Annotated in this window: 18 protein-coding genes; 12 read left to right on the top strand and 6 right to left on the bottom strand. The window is 74.9% G+C overall.

All coding sequences use genetic code 11. From position 1 onward, the window contains the following. The first annotated feature begins 20 nt into the window (after positions 1-20). Genes ACPYO4_RS05615 through ACPYO4_RS05605 form a run of 3 tightly spaced genes read left to right on the top strand, consistent with a single transcriptional unit; the run spans position 21 to position 2,766 of the window. Complete coding sequence (locus ACPYO4_RS05615; RefSeq protein ID WP_425708234.1) at positions 21-548, top strand: cytidine deaminase; 528 nt, start codon at positions 21-23, stop codon at positions 546-548. Next, positions 545-1,831 (top strand): thymidine phosphorylase, encoded by a 1,287-nt coding sequence (locus ACPYO4_RS05610; protein ID WP_425708233.1) that lies wholly within the window; start codon positions 545-547, stop codon positions 1,829-1,831. The genes ACPYO4_RS05615 and ACPYO4_RS05610 overlap by 4 nt, the downstream gene beginning before the upstream one ends. A 38-nt stretch (positions 1,832-1,869) precedes the next feature. Beyond that, a complete protein-coding gene (locus ACPYO4_RS05605; protein WP_425708232.1) occupies positions 1,870-2,766 on the top strand; it encodes a hypothetical protein in 897 nt (298 codons plus the stop codon). 42 nt (positions 2,767-2,808) lie between these two features. Here ACPYO4_RS05605 and ACPYO4_RS05600 read toward each other — a convergent pair whose 3' ends face one another. Then, the gene (locus ACPYO4_RS05600) at positions 2,809-4,560 is read right to left on the bottom strand and encodes a phospho-sugar mutase (protein ID WP_425708231.1); all 1,752 of its coding nucleotides are present in this window, start codon (positions 4,558-4,560) and stop codon (positions 2,809-2,811) included. A gap of 172 nt (positions 4,561-4,732) precedes the next feature. Between ACPYO4_RS05600 and ACPYO4_RS05595 the strand changes: the two genes are divergently transcribed. The 7 genes from ACPYO4_RS05595 to ACPYO4_RS05565 all read left to right on the top strand — a co-directional run bounded on the left by ACPYO4_RS05595 (position 4,733) and on the right by ACPYO4_RS05565 (position 12,493). After that, positions 4,733-6,271, top strand: a complete 1,539-nt coding sequence (locus tag ACPYO4_RS05595; RefSeq protein ID WP_425708230.1) for an NAD(P)H-quinone dehydrogenase — start codon at positions 4,733-4,735, stop codon at positions 6,269-6,271. Next, on the top strand, positions 6,268-6,843 hold the full coding sequence (locus tag ACPYO4_RS05590; protein WP_425708229.1) for a hypothetical protein: 576 nt from the start codon (positions 6,268-6,270) through the stop codon (positions 6,841-6,843). The genes ACPYO4_RS05595 and ACPYO4_RS05590 overlap by 4 nt, the downstream gene beginning before the upstream one ends. Before the next feature lie 53 nt (positions 6,844-6,896). Then, positions 6,897-8,066 carry a succinyl-diaminopimelate desuccinylase gene (gene dapE, locus ACPYO4_RS05585; protein ID WP_425708228.1) on the top strand — a complete coding sequence of 390 codons (1,170 nt, stop codon included), beginning with the start codon at positions 6,897-6,899 and terminating at the stop codon, positions 8,064-8,066. Between the two features lie 50 nt (positions 8,067-8,116). Then, positions 8,117-8,932 (top strand): TIGR00730 family Rossman fold protein, encoded by an 816-nt coding sequence (locus ACPYO4_RS05580; RefSeq protein WP_425708227.1) that lies wholly within the window; start codon positions 8,117-8,119, stop codon positions 8,930-8,932. A gap of 77 nt (positions 8,933-9,009) precedes the next feature. Then, on the top strand, positions 9,010-10,491 hold the full coding sequence (aspA, locus tag ACPYO4_RS05575) for an aspartate ammonia-lyase (RefSeq protein WP_425708226.1): 1,482 nt from the start codon (positions 9,010-9,012) through the stop codon (positions 10,489-10,491). Positions 10,492-10,654: 163 nt separating this feature from the next. Further along, positions 10,655-10,822: a DUF3117 domain-containing protein gene (locus tag ACPYO4_RS05570; protein ID WP_425708225.1), complete on the top strand. Its 168-nt coding sequence runs from the start codon at positions 10,655-10,657 to the stop codon at positions 10,820-10,822. 66 nt (positions 10,823-10,888) lie between these two features. After that, a complete protein-coding gene (locus tag ACPYO4_RS05565) occupies positions 10,889-12,493 on the top strand; it encodes a leucyl aminopeptidase family protein (protein WP_425708224.1) in 1,605 nt (534 codons plus the stop codon). A gap of 37 nt (positions 12,494-12,530) precedes the next feature. Here ACPYO4_RS05565 and ACPYO4_RS05560 read toward each other — a convergent pair whose 3' ends face one another. Beyond that, entirely contained in the window at positions 12,531-13,163 is a 633-nt protein-coding gene (locus tag ACPYO4_RS05560; RefSeq protein WP_425708223.1) for an O-methyltransferase, read from the bottom strand. 907 nt (positions 13,164-14,070) lie between these two features. Between ACPYO4_RS05560 and ACPYO4_RS05555 the strand changes: the two genes are divergently transcribed. Both ACPYO4_RS05555 and ACPYO4_RS05550 read left to right on the top strand, forming a co-directional pair. Next, a complete protein-coding gene (locus ACPYO4_RS05555; RefSeq protein ID WP_425708222.1) occupies positions 14,071-15,429 on the top strand; it encodes a trypsin-like peptidase domain-containing protein in 1,359 nt (452 codons plus the stop codon). A gap of 25 nt (positions 15,430-15,454) precedes the next feature. After that, a complete protein-coding gene (locus tag ACPYO4_RS05550; RefSeq protein WP_425708221.1) occupies positions 15,455-15,889 on the top strand; it encodes a twin-arginine translocase TatA/TatE family subunit in 435 nt (144 codons plus the stop codon). Between the two features lie 57 nt (positions 15,890-15,946). On the opposite strand, the gene ACPYO4_RS05545 is transcribed toward ACPYO4_RS05550, so the two are convergent. From ACPYO4_RS05545 to ACPYO4_RS05530, 4 genes are all read right to left on the bottom strand, one after another. Then, positions 15,947-16,420 (bottom strand): MaoC family dehydratase, encoded by a 474-nt coding sequence (locus ACPYO4_RS05545; protein ID WP_425708220.1) that lies wholly within the window; start codon positions 16,418-16,420, stop codon positions 15,947-15,949. An 81-nt stretch (positions 16,421-16,501) separates the two neighbouring features. Continuing rightward, positions 16,502-17,635, bottom strand: a complete 1,134-nt coding sequence (locus ACPYO4_RS05540) for an Mrp/NBP35 family ATP-binding protein (RefSeq protein WP_425708219.1) — start codon at positions 17,633-17,635, stop codon at positions 16,502-16,504. Beyond that, the gene (locus ACPYO4_RS05535) at positions 17,632-18,303 is read right to left on the bottom strand and encodes a DUF1003 domain-containing protein (RefSeq protein ID WP_425708218.1); all 672 of its coding nucleotides are present in this window, start codon (positions 18,301-18,303) and stop codon (positions 17,632-17,634) included. Before ACPYO4_RS05535 ends, ACPYO4_RS05540 begins: the two co-directional genes overlap by 4 nt. Next, on the bottom strand, positions 18,296-19,606 hold the full coding sequence (locus tag ACPYO4_RS05530) for a magnesium transporter MgtE N-terminal domain-containing protein (protein WP_425708217.1): 1,311 nt from the start codon (positions 19,604-19,606) through the stop codon (positions 18,296-18,298). Before ACPYO4_RS05530 ends, ACPYO4_RS05535 begins: the two co-directional genes overlap by 8 nt. Positions 19,607-19,666 lie beyond the last annotated feature (60 nt).

The raw sequence follows: 19,666 nt of genomic DNA, 5'->3' as shown, positions 1-19,666 counted from the left end.
GACGACGAAGGAGGAGACCGATGTCCCGTCCCCATCCGAACGGCTCGGGTACGGCCGGCCCGGACACGGGCGGTGCGGACGCGGGCGACGCGGACGTGCTCGGCGCGGACGCGCCCGGTCCGGACGTGTGGCAGCGCCTGACGGCGCTCGCCCGCTCCGCGTGCTCGATGGCGTACGTCCCCTACTCGCGGTTCCCGGTCGGCGCGGCCGCGCTCGTCGACGACGGCCGGTACGTCTCGGGCTGCAACGTGGAGAACGCCGGGTACGGGGTCACCCTCTGCGCCGAGTGCGGCCTGGTCTCCGACCTCGTGCTCGGCGGGGGCGGCCGCCTGGTGGCGTTCGCCTGCGTCGGTGCCGACGGAGAGCCGCTCACCCCCTGCGGGCGGTGCCGCCAGCTCCTCGCGGAGCACGCCGCGCCGGGGATGGTCCTGGCCGTCCCGGGCGGGAGAGCCACCATCGAGGAGATGCTGCCCGGCGCGTTCGGCAGCGAGGACATCGACCGGATCGCGGCCTGGCGGGCCGACCGAGCACCTGAGGAGCCCACGTGACCGAGAGCCACGACGCCGTCGACGTCATCCGCACCAAGCGCGACGGCGCACGCCTGAGCGAGGACCAGATCGACTGGGTGGTCGACGCCTACACGCGCGGCGTCGTCGCCGACGAGCAGATGGCGGCCCTCGCCATGGCCGTCTACCTGCGCGGCATGGACGCCGCCGAGACGGCCCGGTGGACGGCCGCGATGATCGCGTCGGGGGAGCGCATGGACTTCTCCTCCCTCGGACGCCCGACGGCGGACAAGCACTCCACCGGGGGCGTCGGCGACAAGATCACCCTCCCGCTCGCGCCGCTCGTTGCCGTCTTCGGCGTGGCCGTCCCGCAGCTCTCCGGCCGTGGCCTCGGGCACACCGGTGGCACCCTCGACAAGCTCGAGTCGATCCCCGGCTGGCGCGCGGCCCTGACGAACGACGAGATCATGGGGATGCTCGACGGGGTCGGCGCGGTCATCTGCGCCGCCGGAACCGGCCTGGCCCCCGCCGACAAGAAGCTCTACGCGCTGCGCGACACGACCGGCACGGTGGAGGCGATCCCGCTCATCGCCAGCTCGATCATGAGCAAGAAGATCGCCGAGGGGACCGACTCGCTCGTCCTCGACGTCAAGGTCGGTTCCGGCGCGTTCATGAAGGACCAGGACCGCGCCCGCGAGCTCGCCACCACGATGGTCGAGCTCGGCGAGCGCGCCGGCGTCGCCACGACCGCCCTGCTCACGGACATGAGCGTCCCGCTGGGTCGCACCGTCGGCAACGCCCTCGAGGTCCGCGAGTCCGTCGAGGTCCTGTCCGGCGGGGGACCGGCCGACGTCCGCGAGCTCACCCTCGCGCTCGCCCGCGAGATGCTCGACGCCGCCGGCAAGGCCGACGCCGACCCCGCCGCCGCGCTCGACGACGGCCGCGCGATGGACGTGTGGCGGCGGATGATCGCCGGCCAGGACGGGGACCCGGACGCCGCGCTCCCGACGGCGCGCCACACCCAGGACGTCGTCGCCGAGCGCGCGGGGGTGCTCACGCGGCTCGACGCCTACGGCGTCGGGGTGGCCGCCTGGCGGCTCGGGGCCGGCCGGGCCCGGCAGGGCGACGCGGTGCAGTCCGGCGCGGGCGTGGAGATCCTCGTGCGACCCGGCGAGCCGGTCGCCGCCGGGCAGCCGATCCTCACGCTGCACACCGACGACGAGCCGCGGGTGGCCCGGGCCCTCGAGGCGCTCGACGGGGCCCTCGAGGTCGGCGACGCAGCCCCACCGGTCGGCGAGGTCGTGCTCGCGCGGATCTCGGGGTGACCCTGGCGCCGGACGCCACCGCGGGGCACGCTGGGCGCATGACGACGCCGGCGCCCCGCCCGTGGGCACACGTCACCCTGTCCACGCTGCTCGACCCGTTCGCCCGCCCCGTGCGCACGACGCCCCTGGCCAGGCGGCTGTCCGCGCTGGTCCTGCCGGCGCGCGCGGCGGGGCTCACCGAGGACACCACGCGTGCCGCGAGCGTCGGCGACGCGCGGCTGCTCGCCGGGGTCCGCGCGGAGATCGGCGGCGCGCACGCCGTCCAGCGGGACCGGACCACGTGCGGGTCGGCCACCCTCGTCGTCCTCGCCGCGCTCGGGGACCCGGCGCTGGAGCGCTGGATCGCGGACGGCACCCGGCCGGCCGGTGCGCGGCCCGAGATCCCGGACGACGCCGAGACCGCGGCCCTGGCCGGCGACGGCCTCACGCTGAACTCGCCGGAGCGTCGGTTCGACGCCGCCCAGCGGATCGTCAAGCGGAGGACCTCCCGGCGGGCGCTCGCGATCGCCGACTGGCCCGACCGGCTGGGCACGCCGCCCTGGGCGGCGGCCCGCGTGGCCCGGTTCCCCGGTGTGCGCTACCGGTGGACCCCGGTCGACGACCGCTCCGAGCGCGGGGCGCAGGTCCTCGCCGCCGTCCACTCCGCGACGCTGGCGGGCGTGCCCGTCCCCCTGTACACCTCGGGCGACCTCGGCGGCGGCCTCGGCGTCGCGGTGCCCCGGCACGTGGTGCTCGCCCTGCCTGCCGTCGACCGCGGGAGCGGACGCGGCGTCGACGACTCGGGCGCGCCGGTGCTGACGATCTACGAGCCCTCGCGCGGGCTCGACCACCAGGTGCCCGTGGCGGACCTGCTCGCCCGGTCCGTCCCGCTCAAGGCACTCGGTTCCTGGTCGCACGTCGCCTGGGCGCTGCTTCCCGTGCCCGCCACGCGCTGAGGGAGGATCAGGTCCCCCTCGGGCGTGCGGGCGGAGGGACGATCAGATCCCGATCGCGGCGGCGACGTCCTCGCGCAGCGCGGCCATCCGGAGGTCGGCCGCCTCACGGGCGGCCGCCAGGCCGGCCTGGCCGACCCCGACGACGACCTCGAGGTAGCACTTGAGCTTCGGCTCGGTGCCGGAGGGACGTACGACGACCCGGTCGCCGACCTCCGTCTCCCACACCACGCCGTCGGTCGGCGGCAGGTCCCGGGACCCGTGAACGAGGTCGAGCGAGACGACGACGGGGGAGCCGGCCAGGTCCGTCGGCGGCTGCTCGCGGACCTGTGTCATCGCCCGGGAGATGAGGGACAGGTCGGTGACCCGCACCGTGAGCGGGGCGGTGACGTGCACACCGTGCTCCAGCGCGAGGTCGTCGAGCAGGTCCTGCAGCGTGCGACCCTCCCGCCGCGCGGTGCCGGCCAGCGCGGCGAGCCGGACCGCGGCGGAGATCCCGTCCTTGTCCTTCACGCCCTCGGGGTCGACGCAGTAGCCGATCGCCTCCTCGTAGCCGAACACGATCCGCGGCGCGCGCGCGATCCACTTGAAGCCGGTGAGGGTGACCGCATGGTCGAGCCCGTGCGCGGCAGCGACCTTGCCGAGCAGCCGCGAGGAGACCACCGAGCTCGCGAGGACCGGCCGCTGCCCGGCGGCCGCCGGAGAGTGCCCGTCGCGGGCGTCCGACGCCGCTCGCGCGGCCTGTGTGCCGAGGAGCGCGCCGATCTCGTCGCCCGTGAGCTGGCGCCAGCCGCCCGCGGCGTGCGGCGCGGGGACGGCGGCCGAGCAGCGGTCGGCGTCGGGGTCGTTGGCGATGACGAGGTCGGCCCCGACGCGGCGGGCCGCGGCGAGCGCGAGGTCGAGGGCGCCCGGCTCCTCGGGGTTGGGGAACGACACGGTGGGGAAGTCGGGGTCCGGGTCCCGCTGCTCGGCGACCTCGCTCAGGTCGCTCGCACCGATGCGCGCCAGCGCCGCCCGCGCCACCTCGGCGCCGACGCCGTGCATGGACGTGTGGACGATCGTCAGCCCCTCGGCGGCGCCGCCGGGAGCGAGCGTGGCGACCCGGTCGAGGTAGGCGTCGACGATCTCCTCGCCGAGCCCCTCGCGCTGCCCGCGGGGCAGCTCGCGCAGGTCGCCTACGGCGGCGATCGCCTCGGCGATCCGTGCGTCCCAGGGCGCGACGATCTGTGCGCCGCGCTCCTCGGCCGGCACGGTGCGGCCACCGAGGTAGACCTTGTACCCGTTGTCGGCCGGCGGGTTGTGGGAGGCCGTCACCATGATCCCGGCGTCCGCGTCCAGGTGCCGCACCGCGAATGCGAGCACCGGGGTCGGCAGGGGACGGGGCAGGAGGAGCGCCCGACCGCCGGCTCCGGAGACGATCTCCGCCGCGTCGCGAGCGAACTCGTGCGAGCCGTGCCGTGCGTCGTGGCCGACGACCACGACCGGGCCGTCGCCGACGTGCTCGCGCAGGACGGCCACGAGTCCCGCAGTCGCCCGCGTCACGGTGGCGCGGTTCATGCGGCTCTCGCCGGCGCCGATCTCGCCCCGGAGCCCGGCGGTGCCGAACTCGAGGGGTCCGTCGAACCGGCTCGCGAGGTCCGTCGCCGCGTCGCGGTCGGTCCCCGCGAGCGCGATGAGCCCGGTGAGCTCGGCCCGGGTGTCCGGGTCCGGGTCCTGGTCGGCCCAGTCGCGGGCCCGGCCCATGACGTCCGGCCCCACGACGATCGGTGCGGTCTCGCTGTCCTGCGCATCGGTCATCCCCCGAACCTACTGCGCGCCGGGGCGGGCCCGCGACGCGGCGGGCCCGGTCTCCCGGTCTCCCGGCCGCCCGTGCGGCGCGGGCGGACCGGCGGGCAGGCGACCCGGCATGCGGACGACCCGGCCCCCCGTGCGGCGCTCCGGCTACGCGGACTCTGGGAGCATGGGCGCCGTGAGCCAGACGACCAGCGCACCGCCGACCGCAGGGGCCGCCCCCGCACCGACCACCGGCCCGAGCACCACGCCGCACGCCGGCACCGAACGTCCGGGCCCCTCGGAGGTCCGAGGCGGGTCCCGCGTCGTCATCCTCGGGGGCGGGCCGGGCGGCTACGAGGGGGCGCTGGTCGCGGCCCAGCTCGGTGCCCGCGTCACGCTGATCGAGCGCCACGGCCCGGGCGGGTCCGCCGTGCTGACCGACGTCGTGCCGTCGAAGACCCTCATCGCCACCGCCGAGTGGCTCACCGTCACGGACTCCGCCCACGAGCTCGGCATCCGCTCCGACGAGGTGCCCGAGAGCGGCATCGGTGACCTGTACGCCGATCTGGGGGTCGTCAACGCGCGGGTGCGCGAGCTCGCCGCCCGCCAGTCGGACGACATCCGCGGCCGGCTCGTACGCGAGGGCGTCGAGATCGTCGACGGCACCGGGGCCCTCGGCGGCGTCCTGTCCGCCGGCGGCACGCGTCGCGTCACCGCGACCCTGGCCGACGGCACCGTCCGCGAGCTCGAGGCCGAGATGGTCCTCGTCGCCACCGGCGCGACCCCACGGGTCCTGCCGACCGCCGAGCCGGACGGCGAGCGGATCCTCACCTGGGCGCAGATGTACGCGCTCGACGAGCTGCCCGAGCACCTGGTCGTCGTCGGCTCCGGCGTCACCGGCGCGGAGTTCGCGAGCGCCTACAACTCGCTCGGCGCCCGGGTCACGCTCGTCTCCTCCCGCCACCGGGTGCTGCCCGGTGAGGACGCCGACGCGGCCGGGCTCATCGAGGACGTGTTCCGGCGACGCGGGATGACCGTCCTGTCCCGCTCGAGGGCCGCGGCCGTGCGCCGGGTCGGGGACGGCGTCGAGGTCGAGCTCACCGACGGCCGGGTGGTCGAGGGCTCGCACTGCCTCGTCGCCGTCGGCGGGGTCCCCGCGACGGACGGGATCGGGCTCGAGGAGGCCGGTGTCGAGCGGACCGGTTCCGGGCACGTCGTCGTCGACCGGGTCTCGCGCACCCGCGCGTTCCGCGTCTACGCGGCCGGCGACTGCACCGGCGTGCTCCCGCTGGCCTCCGTGGCCGCCATGCAGGGCCGGATTGCCATGTGGCACGCCCTCGGCGACGCCGTCCAGCCGCTGGACCTGTCCATCGTGTCCGCCAACATCTTCACGGCGCCCGAGATCGCGACGATCGGCGCGACGGCCGAGGACTGCGCCTCGGGAAGCGTCGACGGGGCGATCTCGATGCTGCCGCTGGCCCGCAACCCGCGGGCGAAGATGCTCGGCATCGCCGACGGGTTCGTCAAGATGATCTCCGACCGGGCCACGGGCACGGTGCTCGGCGGCGTCGTCGTCGCCCCCCGCGCCAGCGAGCTCATCCTGCCGATCACGCTCGCGGTCACCCACCGGCTCACGGTGGACCAGGTCGCCAACGCGTTCACGATCTACCCCTCGCTGTCCGGGTCGATCACGGAGGCGGCGCGCACCCTCCACGTCGCCGGGTCCGAGTCATGACGCCGCGACGGTGGCTCGCGGCGGCGGTCTGCGTGGCGGGCCTGGCTGCCTGCTCGCCCACGCCCTCCGGCCCGACCGACGCGCCGTCCGGGTCGTCGGACGCGCCGTCCGGGAACGACGAGCGGGCCGAGGCGGAGGAGCTGCTGCGGTCGGAGGGCTATCTCGCGGACGACGGCTCGGTCGAGTTCGGGCCGGCCGGGCCCGGGACCGACGAGGTCGACGTGCACGAGGCCCTGTGCACCTACGTCTTCGGCGCCGAGGGCGAGGTCGCCGAGCGGGCGGGCCTCGACGAGGCGGTTCTCGCCGACGGCAGCGGCTACCGGATGCTGGGTGCCAACGGTTCGGGGGTCGAGTGCGCCTGGGGCGCGCCCGAGGCTCCCGTGCTCGTGCTGGCGTCCTGGGGGAGCAGCGACCGGTTCGACGACGACGAGGACGCGCTCGAGGTGCTCGTCGAGCTCCCCGACGGCGTCGGGGTCGCCCACTACGACCCGGACTCCGACGTGGAGCGTCTCCCGGCCGACGAGCTCGAGGAGTGGTTGACGGAGGCGCCCGCGGTCACGCAGTCGGTGTGACCCGCGGGGGAGACTCCGCGCGGGTGCGCCGGCGGTCCGGCTACCCTGGCTCGGTGAGCGACCCCGCCAGTACCGGCCTGCCCCCCACGAACGCCACGCAGCTTCCCGACCTCGCGAGCAGCGACGTCGTCGACCTGTTCCGGGCGGTGTGCGACGTCCCGTCCGTCTCGGGGGCCGAGGCGCCGCTCGCGGACGCGATCGAGAGCGCCCTGCGCGCCCAGCCGCACCTCGAGGTCCTGCGCGACGGCGACACGGTCGTCGCACGGACGCACCTCGGCCGTGCCTCCCGGATCGTCGTCGCCGGCCACATCGACACGGTCCCGCTCGCGGACAACCTGCCCACCGAGCTCGTCGAGGAGGACGGCGCCCAGGTGCTGGTCGGGCGCGGCACCGTCGACATGAAGGGCGGGGTCACGGTGGCGCTCTGGCTGGCGGCCCGCCTGACCGGGCCGCAGCACGACGTCACCTGGGTCTTCTACGACAACGAGGAGGTCGACGCCGACCGCAACGGCCTCGGGCGCGTCGTGCGGGAGCACCCGGAGTGGGTCGCGGGGGACGTCGCGGTCCTCGGGGAGCCCACGGCCGGCGGCGTCGAGGGCGGCTGCAACGGCACGCTCCGCGTCGACGTCACCACCCGGGGCGTCACCGCGCACTCCGCGCGGGCCTGGCGCGGCCACAACGCCGTGCACGCGGCCGGGGAGGTCCTCGAGCGCCTCGCGGACTACGAGCCGGCGGAGGTCGCCGTCGACGGCCTGGTCTACCGTGAGGGCCTCAACGCCGTCGGCATCACCGGCGGGATCGCGACCAACATGATCCCCGACGCCTGCACGGTGAGCGTCAACTACCGCTTCGCGCCGTCGCGATCGGTCGACGAGGCGGTCGAGCACGTGCGCGCCGTGCTCGCCGGCATCGACGCCGAGGTCGTCGTCACCGACGCGGCCGGCGGGGCCCGGCCCGGGCTCGACGACCCCGTGCTGGCCGCCGCCGTGGCCGAGCTGACCGGCGCGACCGGCGGCAGCGTCGGACCGAAGTACGGCTGGACCGACGTCGCCCGGTTCGCCGAGCTCGGCATCCCCGCGCTCAACTTCGGTCCCGGCGACCCGATGCTGGCCCACGCCGACGACGAGCGGTGCCCGACGGACCAGGTGCGCGACTGCGCCCGGGCGCTCGGCGCGTGGCTCGCCCCCGACCTCGATCTCGCCGCCGCGGGGCGGGGAGCCTGACCCGTGGCGGGGGTGCGCACCGTCCCTGGTCGGTGCGCCACACTGGTGCCATGAGCGCCGAACGAGGGCCACAGCGTCGGACCGACGACACGTACCGGAAGGGGCCAGTACTCCTGCGCCGCCAGCAGATCCCCGACCAGACGACCGACGCGCGCCTCCTCGCGCCCGACCAGGACGCCTCCTTCGTCCACCAGGACCCGTGGCGGGTCATGCGCATCCAGTCCGAGTTCGTCGAGGGCTTCGGGGCGCTCGCCGACCTGGGCCCGGCGATCTCCGTGTTCGGCTCCGCACGGCTGGGCGAGGAGTCGCCCGAGTACGAGATCGCGCGCGAGGTCGGCCGGCTGCTCGCCGGCGAGGGCTTCGCGACGATCACCGGCGGCGGCCCCGGCATCATGGCGGCCGCCAACCGCGGCGCGGTCGAGGGGGGCGGGCTCAGCGTCGGGCTGGGCATCGAGCTGCCGCACGAGCAGGGCATGAACGAGTACGTCGACCTCGGCGTCAACTTCCGCTACTTCTTCGCCCGCAAGACGATGTTCCTCAAGTACAGCCAGGGCTTCGTCGTCCTGCCGGGCGGGTTCGGCACGATGGACGAGCTCTTCGAGGCGCTCACGCTCGTGCAGACGCAGAAGGTGACGAGCTTCCCGATCGTCCTGGTCGGCACCGCGTTCTGGTCCGGCCTCGTCGACTGGCTCACCGACACCATGCTCGAGCGGGGCACCATCTCGGAGTACGACGTCGAGCTCGTGCCGGTCGTGGACACCGCCGAGGAGGCCGTCGACGCCGTCCTGTCCCGGGTGCACCGGCTCGCCGACGAGAAGCGGGCCCAGCAGGCCGCCGAGGAGGAGGGCGCCGGTCGGCCCGAGTAGCCGGCGATCCGGGACACTGGTCCGACGGTCCCGAGGTCGGACCACCCATGACCACCCGAGGGCGAGGAGCAGCGCGGATGACGACCAGGACCGAGGAGGACCTGCTGGGCGCGGTCGAGGTGCCCGCGGACGCGTACTACGGGATCCACACGCAACGGGCGATCGACAACTTCCGGATCAGCTCGTCGAGGATCAGCGACTTTCCCGCGATGGTGCGGGCGATGGTGCAGGTCAAGAAGGCGTCCGCGCTCGCCAACGGCGAGCTGCGCACGATCGAGCCGCGGATCGCGCGGGCGATCGCGGCGGGCTGCGACGAGATCCTCGTCGGCGGACGGTGCCTGGACCAGTTCCCGATCGACGTCTTCCAGGGCGGCGCCGGCACGTCGGTCAACATGAACACCAACGAGGTCGTCGCCAACCTCGCCCTCGAGACGCTCGGGCTGCCGAAGGGCCGGTACGACGTCGTCAACCCCAACGACCACGTCAACAAGAGCCAGTCCACGAACGACGCCTACCCCACGGGCTTCCGCCTCGCCGTGTACTCGGTGGTGCACGAGCTGCGGGCGGAGATCGCCCGCCTCGCGGACGCGTTCGGGGCCAAGGGGGAGGAGTTCGCGGACGTCCTGAAGATGGGGCGCACCCAGCTCCAGGACGCCGTGCCGATGACCCTGGGCCAGGAGTTCACCGCCTTCGCCGTGCTGCTGCACGAGGAGGTCCGCCACCTGTCCCGGCTCGCCGAGCTGCTCCTCGAGGTCAACCTCGGGGCCACCGCGATCGGCACGCGGCTCAACACCCCGACCGGCTACTCCGAGCTCGCCGTCGCCAAGCTCGCCGAGGTCTCCGGGCTGCCCGTCGAGCCCGCGGAGAACCTCATCGAGGCGACGTCGGACACCGGTGCCTACGTCTCCATGCACGCCGGGCTCAAGCGCGTGGCCGTCAAGCTCGGGAAGATCTGCAACGACCTGAGGCTGCTGTCGTCCGGCCCGCGCGCCGGGTTCAACGAGATCAACCTGCCCGAGCTGCAGGCCGGGTCGTCGATCATGCCCGCCAAGGTCAACCCGGTCATGCCCGAGGTCGTCAACCAGGTGTGCTTCAACATCATCGGCAACGACGTCACCGTGACGATGGCGTCAGAGGCCGGCCAGCTCCAGCTCAACGTCATGGAGCCGGTCATCGCCCAGGTGCTCTTCGAGTCCGTCGACCTGCTGCGCAACGCCTCGAAGGGACTTCGCGAGAAGTGCGTCGTGGGGATCACGGCGAACCCCGAGGTCGGTCTCGCGGACGTCCTGGGCTCCATCGGGATCGTCACCTACCTCAATCCCGTCATCGGCCACCACAACGGTGACCTCGTGGGCAAGGAGGCGGCCCGCTCCGGCCGGTCGGTGAAGGAGGTCGTGCTCGAGATGGGCCTGCTGGACGAGGCGCGGGTCGACGAGCTGCTCTCCAGGCGCAACCTCATGCACCCCGAGTACCAGGGCGAGATCTTCCCCGACGAGGACCCGGACACCTACCCGCGCCCCGACGGCTCGACGCCGGACGGCGAGATGGCTGCGCACTGACCGGCGTGGCAGGTCAGCGGGGAGGCCGGACCATACAGCACCCTGCTACCTCCGGCGCGTCTTGACCTAGAATGTACGAGGCCATGGTGCCCGCGCGGTCGGTACGGGGCAGGCCCCCGTCTCGCGGCGGGCCCGATGATGCAGGAGAACGAGAGGTGCGGCAATGGCAGCGATGAAGCCGAGGACCGGGGACGGGCCGCTCGAGGTGACGAAGGAGGGCCGCGGGATCGTCATGCGCGTCCCGCTCGAGGGTGGTGGCCGCCTGGTCGTCGAGCTCAACGCGACCGAGGCCGGCGAGCTGAGCGAGGCGCTCTCCGCCGTCGCCTCCTGACCGACGCACCACCTGCCGACGGCCGGCCGCCCAGCGGCCGGCCGTCGGCGTGAACGGAGGACCGCCGTGCGCACCACCGAGACCACCGGCCCGCAGGTCGACCTTCCGGACGTCCGCCTGCCGGAGCTGAGCGTGACCGACCGTCCGTGGGAGGAGGCGCTCGGCGGCGAACCGGCCCCCGGAGCGGTCGTCCTCCTCCTCGGGACCGACGGCCCCGGCCCGCGGGCCCGCGCCGTCGGCGAGCGCTACGGCGTCGACGTCGACGCGGAGTCCGAGGCCGGGGGCGGTGGGGCAGCGGGTGCCGTGCGCACGGTGCGCCTCCCGCGCGTGCTCGACGGCGTCGACGTCCCCTGGGCCGGCCTGCCCCCCGTGCTGCACCTGGTCCGCGCCGGCGCCGGACGGGCGTCGGACCTGCGCGCCGCCGGGCTGGCCGCCGGCCGCGCGCTCGCCGGCACCACCGCCGCCGTCGTCGTCGCGGAGGACCCGGGCGCGTCCGCGCCGGGCGAGAGCGCCGCGGCGTTCGCGGCCGGCCTGTGGCTCGACGCGTACCGGCTGCCGACCGCTGCGCGCGACGACTCCACGAAGGCCCCGGTCTCCGGCGTCGAGCTGATCGTGCCCGGCGGCCCGAACCCCGACGGCACCGCGCTGGCCCGCGAGGCCGTCACCGCCACCCACCGGGCGCGTGCGCTGACCGCGACCCGGTCGACACTGAAGAACCCCGCGTGGCTCGCGGCCGCCGCGCGCCACCTCGTCGAGGGTCTCGAGCCCGCGGTCCGCGCACGCGTGAGCGTCGACGTCCAGGACGAGCGGGCGCTCGCCGAGCGCGGGGCAGGGGCGATCCTCGCCGTCGGCGCCGGCTCGCCCACACCTCCGCGGCTGGTCACCGTGACCTGGATGCCGTCGGGTCCGGTGCGCTCACGGGTCGCCCTGGTCGGCAAGGGCATCACGTTCGACACCGGCGGCCTGTCGAAGAAGCCGACCGACGGCATGCTGACGATGACCACCGACATGGCGGGCTCGGCCGCCGTGCTGTCCGCCGTCCTCGCGGCGGCGCGTCTCGGCCTCCCGCACGCCGTGACCGCTGTCCTCCCGCTCGCGGAGAACTCCTTCGGCGGCGGCTCCTACCGTCCCGGGGACGTCGTGCGCACCCTGTCGGGGCGCACCGTCGAGGTGGCCAACACCGACGCCGAGGGGCGGCTCGTCCTCGCCGACGGCCTCACCCACGCGATCGAGGTCGCCGACCCGGACGTGATCCTCGACGTCGCGACCCTCACCGGTGCCGCTCGCATCGCGCTCGGCACGTCGACGACGGCGATGGTCGCCACGGACGACGAGCTGGCCGCGGACCTGTCCGCCGCCGGCGAGGCGGCCGGCGAGCGACTCTGGCGCCTGCCGATGCCCGCGGACTCCGAGGCGGCGCTGGACTCCGACCTCGCCGACCTCCGGCAGACGCCGCGCGCCGACGTGCACGCCGTGGGCGGCACGATCTTCGCCGCCCTGTTCCTGCGCCGGTTCACCGAGGGCCGGCGCTGGGCGCACCTGGACATCGCCGGGACCGGGCGCTCGACCGGCGGCACGCGGCTGCCCAAGGGGGCACCCACCGGCGTCGGTGCCGCGCTCATCGTCCGGTGGCTCGCCGAGCTCGGCCGGGACTCGACGCCGGAGGACTGACCGGGCGCCGGTGAGGGGCGGTATCGCGGACGGAGGATCAGATGCGGACGGCGGCCACCACGCCGGTACCCGCGGTGAGCAGCGTCGGCAGGAGCCGCTCGTCCTCCCGCAGGGAGCGGACGAGCTCGCGCGCCGTGACGGTCGTGTCGTCCCGCCGGGCTGGGTCGGCCACGCGGTCCCCGGACAGCGCGCCGGAGACGACGAGGACGCCGCCCGGGCGCAGCAGGCGGATCGACTGCTCGACCGCCTCCGGAGCCTCGGCCGGGTCGCCGTCGACGTGCACGAGGTCGTAGGCGCCGTCCGCGAGGCGCGGCACCACGTCGAGCGCCCGGCCCGAGATGAGGCGCGTGCGGGCCGGACGGACGCCGAGCGCGAGGAAGGACTCGCGGGCCGAGCGCTGGTACTCGCCCTCGACGTCGATCGTGGTGAGGACGCCGTCGGCGGGCATGCCGGACAGCAGCCAGAGGCCGGAGACGCCGGTGCCGGTGCCGATCTCGGCGACCACCCTGGCCTGGACGGTCGCGGCCAGGAGGCGCAGCACCGCACCGGTGCCCGGGGAGACGGGCGTGACGCCGAGCTCCTCGGAGCGTGCCCGGGCCCCGGCGATGACGTCCTCCTCGGGGACGAACTCCTCCGCGTAGGCCCACGACTGCGCCTTGTCGACCGACATTCGATGCTCCCTCCACACGGCACGGCGTGCCCGACTGCCCCCGATCGTATGCGCCGGGCCGCCGCACGCCGGGAGGCGGGCCGCGCACCGGCTGCCGCGGGGGACCGCTCCACCGCGCCCGTGCCACGACCAGCACCGCGCGGCGATACCGTATGCCCGACAGAAGGAGGGTCACATGGCCGACGAGAGACAGTTCCCCGCCGGGCCGGGTGCGCGTGACGACGAGCGGCACCCGGACGGACGCCAGGGTCCTGCGGACCCGACGCAGGGGGGCCCGTACTCGCGGTTCGCCCCGCCCGCAGAGCACGACGACGAGCCGGCCGGCCGGCACGCCCAGTCAGGCCCGCAGGGCGGGCCCGGCGCGCCGGACCAGCGCCCGGCGAACCCGGCCCGACCCATCGGCGCGCCGCGCGAGCGGGCCGAGGCCCGGGGCGAGCCCCAGGGTGACGGACAGTGGATGCCCACGGGGGCGCGGCAACCGATGCCGTCCGCCCGTCCGACGGGCACCGGCCCGCAGTACGTGGGCGCGGGCGGCGAGGCTCCGTCGAGCGGTTCGACGACCGGAGCGACGCGCCCCCTCGACGGCGCGTCGGAGACGACTCCGGGGGCCCCCGCTCCCGTCGGTGGCGCGGGCGCGGCCCGGACCGGCGCCGCACCCGTGGCCGGTGGTCCCCAGGGAGGTCACGGGGCTGCGGGTCCTCGTCCGCAGGGTCCCGGTCCCGGCGGCGCCGACCCGACCGCCCCGAGCCAGGGGGCGGCCGGCGCCGGTGCTGCGGGCCGTTACGGACCGGGCGGCGCCTCCGGTCCGGGCGCTCCCGCTCCCTCGGCCACTTCCGGCGCCGGTGCCCACGGCGCCGCGTCGTCCTCGGCCGCGTCCGGAGGTGGCCCGTCGGGCGGTGGATCCTCCATGGGCGGCCACGACGCCGCGTACCGGCCGGGTCACGGCTTCTCCGCACCCGCCGGGTCATCCGACCACGGCGCCGCCCCCGGCCCGGGCGCAGGGACCGGGCAGGGTTTCGGCGGCGGTTCGGGCACGTTCGGAGCAGGTGGGCCCGGCGCCGGCTCGGGGCCGGGCGGGTTCGGCTCCGGGGGCCACGGCCCGGGCGCCGACCGGAGCGCCGCCGCGGGCGGCGACGGCTCCGGGCCGGGACGCACGCGCCGCACGGGGGTCGCCGTACCGATCGTCGCCCTGCTCACGGTCGTCGCGCTCCTGGCCGGGCTCGTGCTCGGCGCCGTCGGGGGCCGCTGGCTGTTCCCGGAGGGGTCCACCGACGCCGCCGACGAGGAGGGGGAGACCAGCGACTCCGCGGAGTCCGAGAGCGGAGCGGTCGGGGTCGACCGCCCGGACGCCTCGGTCGCGCAGATCTCCGACATCGCGCTCGCCTCGACCGTCTACATCGAGGCCCGCAGCGGCCAGGTCGGCGGCACCGGCACGGGGATGATCTACTCCGAGGACGGCCTCATCGTCACGAACAACCACGTGGTCGAGCCCGGCATCGACGGCCGGCTCACCGTGACCTTCCACGACGGGACCCAGGAGGAGGCCGAGCTCGTCGGCCGCTCGCCGGGGTACGACCTCGCGGTCCTCCAGGTGCCGCGCGAGGACCTCACGCCCCTCGCGCTCGCCGACTCCGACGAGGTCGTCGTCGGTGACCTCGTCATCGCCGTCGGAGCCCCGCTCGGCCTCACCGGCACGGTCACCGCCGGGATCATCTCGGCCCGGAACCGGCCCGTGACCGCCGGGGCGCCGGGCGACGAGAGCTACATCAACGCGCTCCAGACCGACGCGGCGATCAATCCCGGCAACTCGGGCGGGCCGCTGCTCAACTACGACGGCGAGGTCGTCGGCATCAACTCGGTGATCTACGCGACGTCGGGCGAGGGCGGTGGAACTCCCGGCAGCATCGGGCTCGGCTTCGCCATCCCGTCCAACCAGGTGGAGATCACGGTAGGACAGCTCATCGAGGACGGGACCGCCTCCTTCGCCCAGATCGGCATCAGCCTCGACCCCAGCTACTTCGGCGAGGGCGTGCGCGTGGTCGAGGACGAGAACGGCATCGTGCCCGACGGCCCCGGCGACGAGGCCGGGATCGAGCCCGGCGACATCATCACCGCCGTCGACGGCACCCCCGTCACGGAGCCGTCGGAGGTCATCGTGTTCGTCCGGTCGCACCAGGGAGGCGACACCCTCACGCTGACGATCGAGCGCGACGGCAACGAGGAGGAGGTCGAGGTCACCCTCGCGGAGGTCGAGGAGGAGGTGTGATGCCCCCCGCCTAGGATGGGGTGCCATGGGGATCAGCGGGAGCGAGCTCGTCGTCCTGCTGCTCGTGGGCTTCCTCGTCGTCGGACCGGAGAAGCTGCCGGAGCTCTCGCGCCAGCTCGCGCGGGTCGTGCGGCGCGTGGTGGCCGTCGCCCGGGACACCGGGGACAAGGTGCGTGCCGAGCTCGGCGACGACCTGGACGACCTCAAGTCCCTCGACCCGCGACAGTACGATCCGCGCCGGATCGTCGCCGACGCCATGAAGGAGCCGGCGCGCACCGCCCGTCCTGCCACGCCGGCCGAGTACACGGGGGCGTCCTCCGGCGCCTCGGGTGCCGCCGCGGGGTCGGTGGCGTCGGGCCTCGCCGGCACTGCCGGGTACCCGGACGGCGCACCGGAGCGTCCGCGGGCCGACCCGGTCGACCCGACCCGCCCGGCGCCGTTCGACCCGGACGCGACCTGACCGGTCGGTGACGTCCGACCCGGACGCGACCCGACCGTGCGTCGGTCCTGCGGCGGCTCAGCTCTCCGCCGGCGCCTCCACCGACCCGGGGGAGCGCATGACGACCAGCTTGGTGACCATCCGCTGGCACAGCTCGTCGTCCTGGTTGAGGGTGCGGCACTCCACGACGACGATGCCGCGGTCCGGCCGCGAGCGTGAGGGCAGGATCTCCTGGACCGTGCTGACGACCCGGAGCGTGTCGCCCGGCCGCGTGGGGCGCGGCCACTCGAGCTCGGCCCCGGCGCCGATGACGCCGGCGGCCAGCGGCACGCTCTCGACGACGAGGCGCATCGTCACGGAGGCGGTGTGCCACCCGCTCGCGGCCAGGCCACGGAAGAACGACTCGTCCGCGGCCTCGGGGTCGGTGTGGAAGGGCTGCGGGTCGTACCGGCGACCGAACTCCACGATCTCCTCGGCCTCGAGGCGGTAGGTCGCGCTCGTGATCTCGTCGCCGACCGTGAGGTCCTCGAGGTACAGGCCGGTCGCGGTCATGCGCGGTGCTCCTTGGTCATGGGTGGCTCTTCGACACGCGTGGCCGCGTCGACGGGTGGTGTGCGGGTGCGTCGGTGGCGCTCAGACCGGGGTGACGCCGAGCGACCGGCCGGCGAGTCCCCGCGCGCGGGTGCCGAGGCGGCTGGCGAGGTCGAGGAGGGCCACGGTCGCGGGGGACGACGCGGCGGCCGGGGAGACGGTCGCCGGGACGCCGGTGTCGCCGGCCTCACGGACCGGGACCTCCAGCGGGAGCTGGGTGAGCAGCGGGACGTCGTAGCCGAGCGTCTCGCTGAGCCTGCGGGCCGTCTCCGCACCGCCGCCGGAGCCGAACAGCTCGGTGCGCGTGCCGTCGGGCCCTTCGAACCAGCTCATGTTCTCCACGACGCCGACGACCTTCTGCCGGGTCTGCTCGGCGATGGTGCCGGCGCGCTCGGCCACCTCGGAGGCGGCGACCTGCGGGGTGGTGACCACGAGGATCTCCGAGCCGGGCAGCAGCTGCGCGACCGAGATGGCGATGTCCCCGGTCCCGGGCGGAAGGTCGAGGAGGAGGACGTCGAGGTCCCCCCAGTAGACGTCGGCGAGGAACTGCTGCAGCGCCCGGTGGAGCATCGGCCCGCGCCATACGACGGGGCGGCGGTCCTGGACGAACATGCCGATCGAGATGACCTTCACGTCGTGCTGGACGGGCGGGAGGATCATGTCGTCGACCTTGGTCGGTGGCAGCTCGACCCCGAGCATGCGTGGGATCGAGAAGCCGTAGATGTCGGCGTCGAGGACCCCGACCTTGAGGCCGGTCGCGGCCATCGCCGTGGCGAGGTTCGCGGTGACCGTCGACTTGCCCACGCCGCCCTTGCCGGACGTCACCGCGTAGATGCGCGTGAGGTTGCCGGGCTTGCTGAACGGGATCTCGGGCTCCGGCACGCCGCCCCGGAGCTGCGTCTTCAGCTCCTTGCGCTGCTCCTCGGTCATGACGCCCATCGCGACGCTGACGCCGCTCACGCCGTCGAGCGCGGCGACGGCGTTCGTCACGTCGCGGGTGATCGTGTCCTTCAGCGGACAACCCGCCGTCGTGAGGTCGATGCCGACCTCGACGTCACCCGCCTCCCCGATGTCGATGCTGCGCACCATGCCCAGCTCGGTGATGGGGCGGCGGATCTCGGGGTCGATGACCTTTGTCAGCTCGGCGCGGACGGACTCGATCGTGGGGGCGGTCATGCCTCCATGGTAGGCAGCCCCGGGCCCGCGTCCCGGTGCGTCTGGTCACCCCGACCGGGGGCGTCCGGACCGGCGTCGCCCGCGGGGCCGGCGCGTCCGGCGCCGTCGCGGGTGTCGTCCCGTGGGGCGTGCGCGTCGTCGGTGACGGTCCCGCGCAGCCCGGCCAGCTCCTTCTCGAGCTCGACGATGCGGCGGTCCCGGTCGGCGACCTCGTCGGCGAGCAGGTCGCGCAGCTCCGAGCGCACGAAGTCCCTGGTGGCGACCTCGCCGACGGCCATGCGCAGCGAGGCGATCTCCCGCGTGAGGTACTCGGTGTCGGTGAGGTTGCGCTCGGCCCGCTGGCGGTCCTGCTCGGCCGAGACCCGGTCCCGGTCGACCTGGCGGTTCTGCGCGAGCAGGATGAGCGGGGCCGAGTACGACGCCTGGAGCGACAGCATGAGGGTCAGGACCGTGAAGCCGAACTCCTGCGAGTCGAACCGCAGGTCGGCCGGCCCCCACGTGTTCCAGGCGAGCCACACGACGACGAACACAGTGAGGTAGATGAGGAACCGCGGCGTGCCGAAGAACGTCGCCACGGACTCCGAGACGCGCCCGACCCGGTCGGGATCGCTCGTGCGACGCAGGAGGCGGGGGCGTCTGGTCGTCGGTGTGTCGAGCCGGTCAGTCATCGGTTCGCCGCTCCTCCACGCTCTCGTCCATGGCCTCGTCGGTGACGTCCCCGTCGGCCTCGCGCCAGTCCTCGGGCAGGAGGTGGTCGAGGACGTCGTCGACGGAGACGGCGCCGAGGAGGCGTCCGTCCTCGTCGCCCACCGGCAGCGCGGTGAGGTTGTAGGTCGCGAGCAGGCGGGTCACCTTCCCGAGCCCGTCGGTGGGCAGCACCGGGTCGATGTCCGTGTCCAGCAGCGTGCCGACGGCCGTGACCGGTGGCTCGCGCAGCGCGCGCTGGAGGTGGACAACACCGAGCAGCCGCCCGGTCGGTGTCTCCAGCGGTGGGCGGACGACGAAGACCAGCGCACCCAGGGCGGCGGGGACGTCGCGGCGGCGCGCGTGGGCGAGCAGCGTCGCGACGGTGGCCTCCGGCGGGAGGATCACCGGCTCGGTCGTCATGAGGCCGCCGGCGGTGTGCTCGTCGTAGGCCAGCAGGCGGCGCACGTCCTCCGCCTCGTCCGGCTCCATCCGCTCGAGCAGTGCCGCGGCCGTCGACTCGGGGAGCTCGGACATGAGGTCGGCGGCGTCGTCGGGCTGCATGACGTCGAGCACGTCGGCCGCCCGCTCGAGGTCGAGGCCGGAGACGATGTGGACCCGGTCGTCCTCACCCATCTCCTCGAGCACGTCGGCGAGGCGCTCGTCCGGCAGCTGGGCGGCGACCTCGAGCCGGCGGTGGTCGGGCAGGTCGTGCAGGACGTCCCCGACGTCGGCCGGCTTGAGGTCGGTGAGCTGGGCGAGCAGGGACTCGGTGCCCTGGGACAGCGTCGCACCGGTGAGGTCGGTGATGCCCTCGATCCCGACGACGAGGGTCTCCCCGCGCTGGAACGTCGCCCGGGGCCGGTGGCGGCGGACGAAGACCTTCGTCACGAGCCAGTCCCGGTTGCGCTGCTGCTCGATCGCGAGGTCGAGGACGGTCGCCTCGCCCGAGCCGTCGGCCAGCGTGACCCGTCGGTCGAGGAGCTCGCCGACCACCTGGCGCTCCGCCGCTCTTGGCTGGAACCGGCGCAGGTTGAGCAATCCGGTGGTGATGACGGCCCCGGGCTCGATCGCCGTGACGCGGGTCAGCGGCACGAAGATGCGGCGCCGGCCGGGCACCTCGACGACGAGCCCGACGGCGCGCGGCGCGGCCCGGACCCGGGTGAGCAGGACGACGTCGCGCACCCGCCCCACCTGGTCGCCGATCGGGTCGAAGACGGCGGTACCGGCGAGCCGGGCCACGTAGACGCGCGCGACGGTGGTCGGTCGGGGCGTGGTGGCTGTCACGAGCGCAGCGTAACCACGGGCGGGCAGGTCGCACGCGGCGGACGGCCCGCGGGGCGCGGT

Source organism: Georgenia sp. Z1491 (assembly GCF_049856175.1).
In the GTDB taxonomy this organism is placed as follows: Bacteria; Actinomycetota; Actinomycetes; order Actinomycetales; family Actinomycetaceae; genus JB111.
This window is presented reverse-complemented; position numbering and strand designations above follow the sequence as displayed.

Excerpts from the sequence above, each read along its gene's own strand:
- ACPYO4_RS05600 (WP_425708231.1), bottom strand. The coding sequence starts at position 4,560 with ATGACCGATGCGCAGGACAGCGAGACCGCACCGATCGTCGTGGGGCCG.
- ACPYO4_RS05540 (WP_425708219.1), bottom strand. The coding sequence starts at position 17,635 with ATGACCGCCCCCACGATCGAGTCCGTCCGCGCCGAGCTGACAAAGGTC.
- ACPYO4_RS05535 (WP_425708218.1), bottom strand. The coding sequence starts at position 18,303 with ATGACTGACCGGCTCGACACACCGACGACCAGACGCCCCCGCCTCCTG.
- ACPYO4_RS05590 (WP_425708229.1), top strand. The coding sequence starts at position 6,268 with ATGACGCCGCGACGGTGGCTCGCGGCGGCGGTCTGCGTGGCGGGCCTG.
- ACPYO4_RS05550 (WP_425708221.1), top strand. The coding sequence starts at position 15,455 with ATGGGGATCAGCGGGAGCGAGCTCGTCGTCCTGCTGCTCGTGGGCTTC.
- ACPYO4_RS05605 (WP_425708232.1), top strand. The coding sequence starts at position 1,870 with ATGACGACGCCGGCGCCCCGCCCGTGGGCACACGTCACCCTGTCCACG.
- ACPYO4_RS05555 (WP_425708222.1), top strand. The coding sequence starts at position 14,071 with ATGGGCGGCCACGACGCCGCGTACCGGCCGGGTCACGGCTTCTCCGCA.
- ACPYO4_RS05580 (WP_425708227.1), top strand. The coding sequence starts at position 8,117 with ATGAGCGCCGAACGAGGGCCACAGCGTCGGACCGACGACACGTACCGG.
- ACPYO4_RS05615 (WP_425708234.1), top strand. The coding sequence starts at position 21 with ATGTCCCGTCCCCATCCGAACGGCTCGGGTACGGCCGGCCCGGACACG.
- ACPYO4_RS05560 (WP_425708223.1), bottom strand. The coding sequence starts at position 13,163 with ATGTCGGTCGACAAGGCGCAGTCGTGGGCCTACGCGGAGGAGTTCGTC.
- aspA (WP_425708226.1), top strand. The coding sequence starts at position 9,010 with ATGACGACCAGGACCGAGGAGGACCTGCTGGGCGCGGTCGAGGTGCCC.
- ACPYO4_RS05545 (WP_425708220.1), bottom strand. The coding sequence starts at position 16,420 with ATGACCGCGACCGGCCTGTACCTCGAGGACCTCACGGTCGGCGACGAG.
- ACPYO4_RS05570 (WP_425708225.1), top strand. The coding sequence starts at position 10,655 with ATGGCAGCGATGAAGCCGAGGACCGGGGACGGGCCGCTCGAGGTGACG.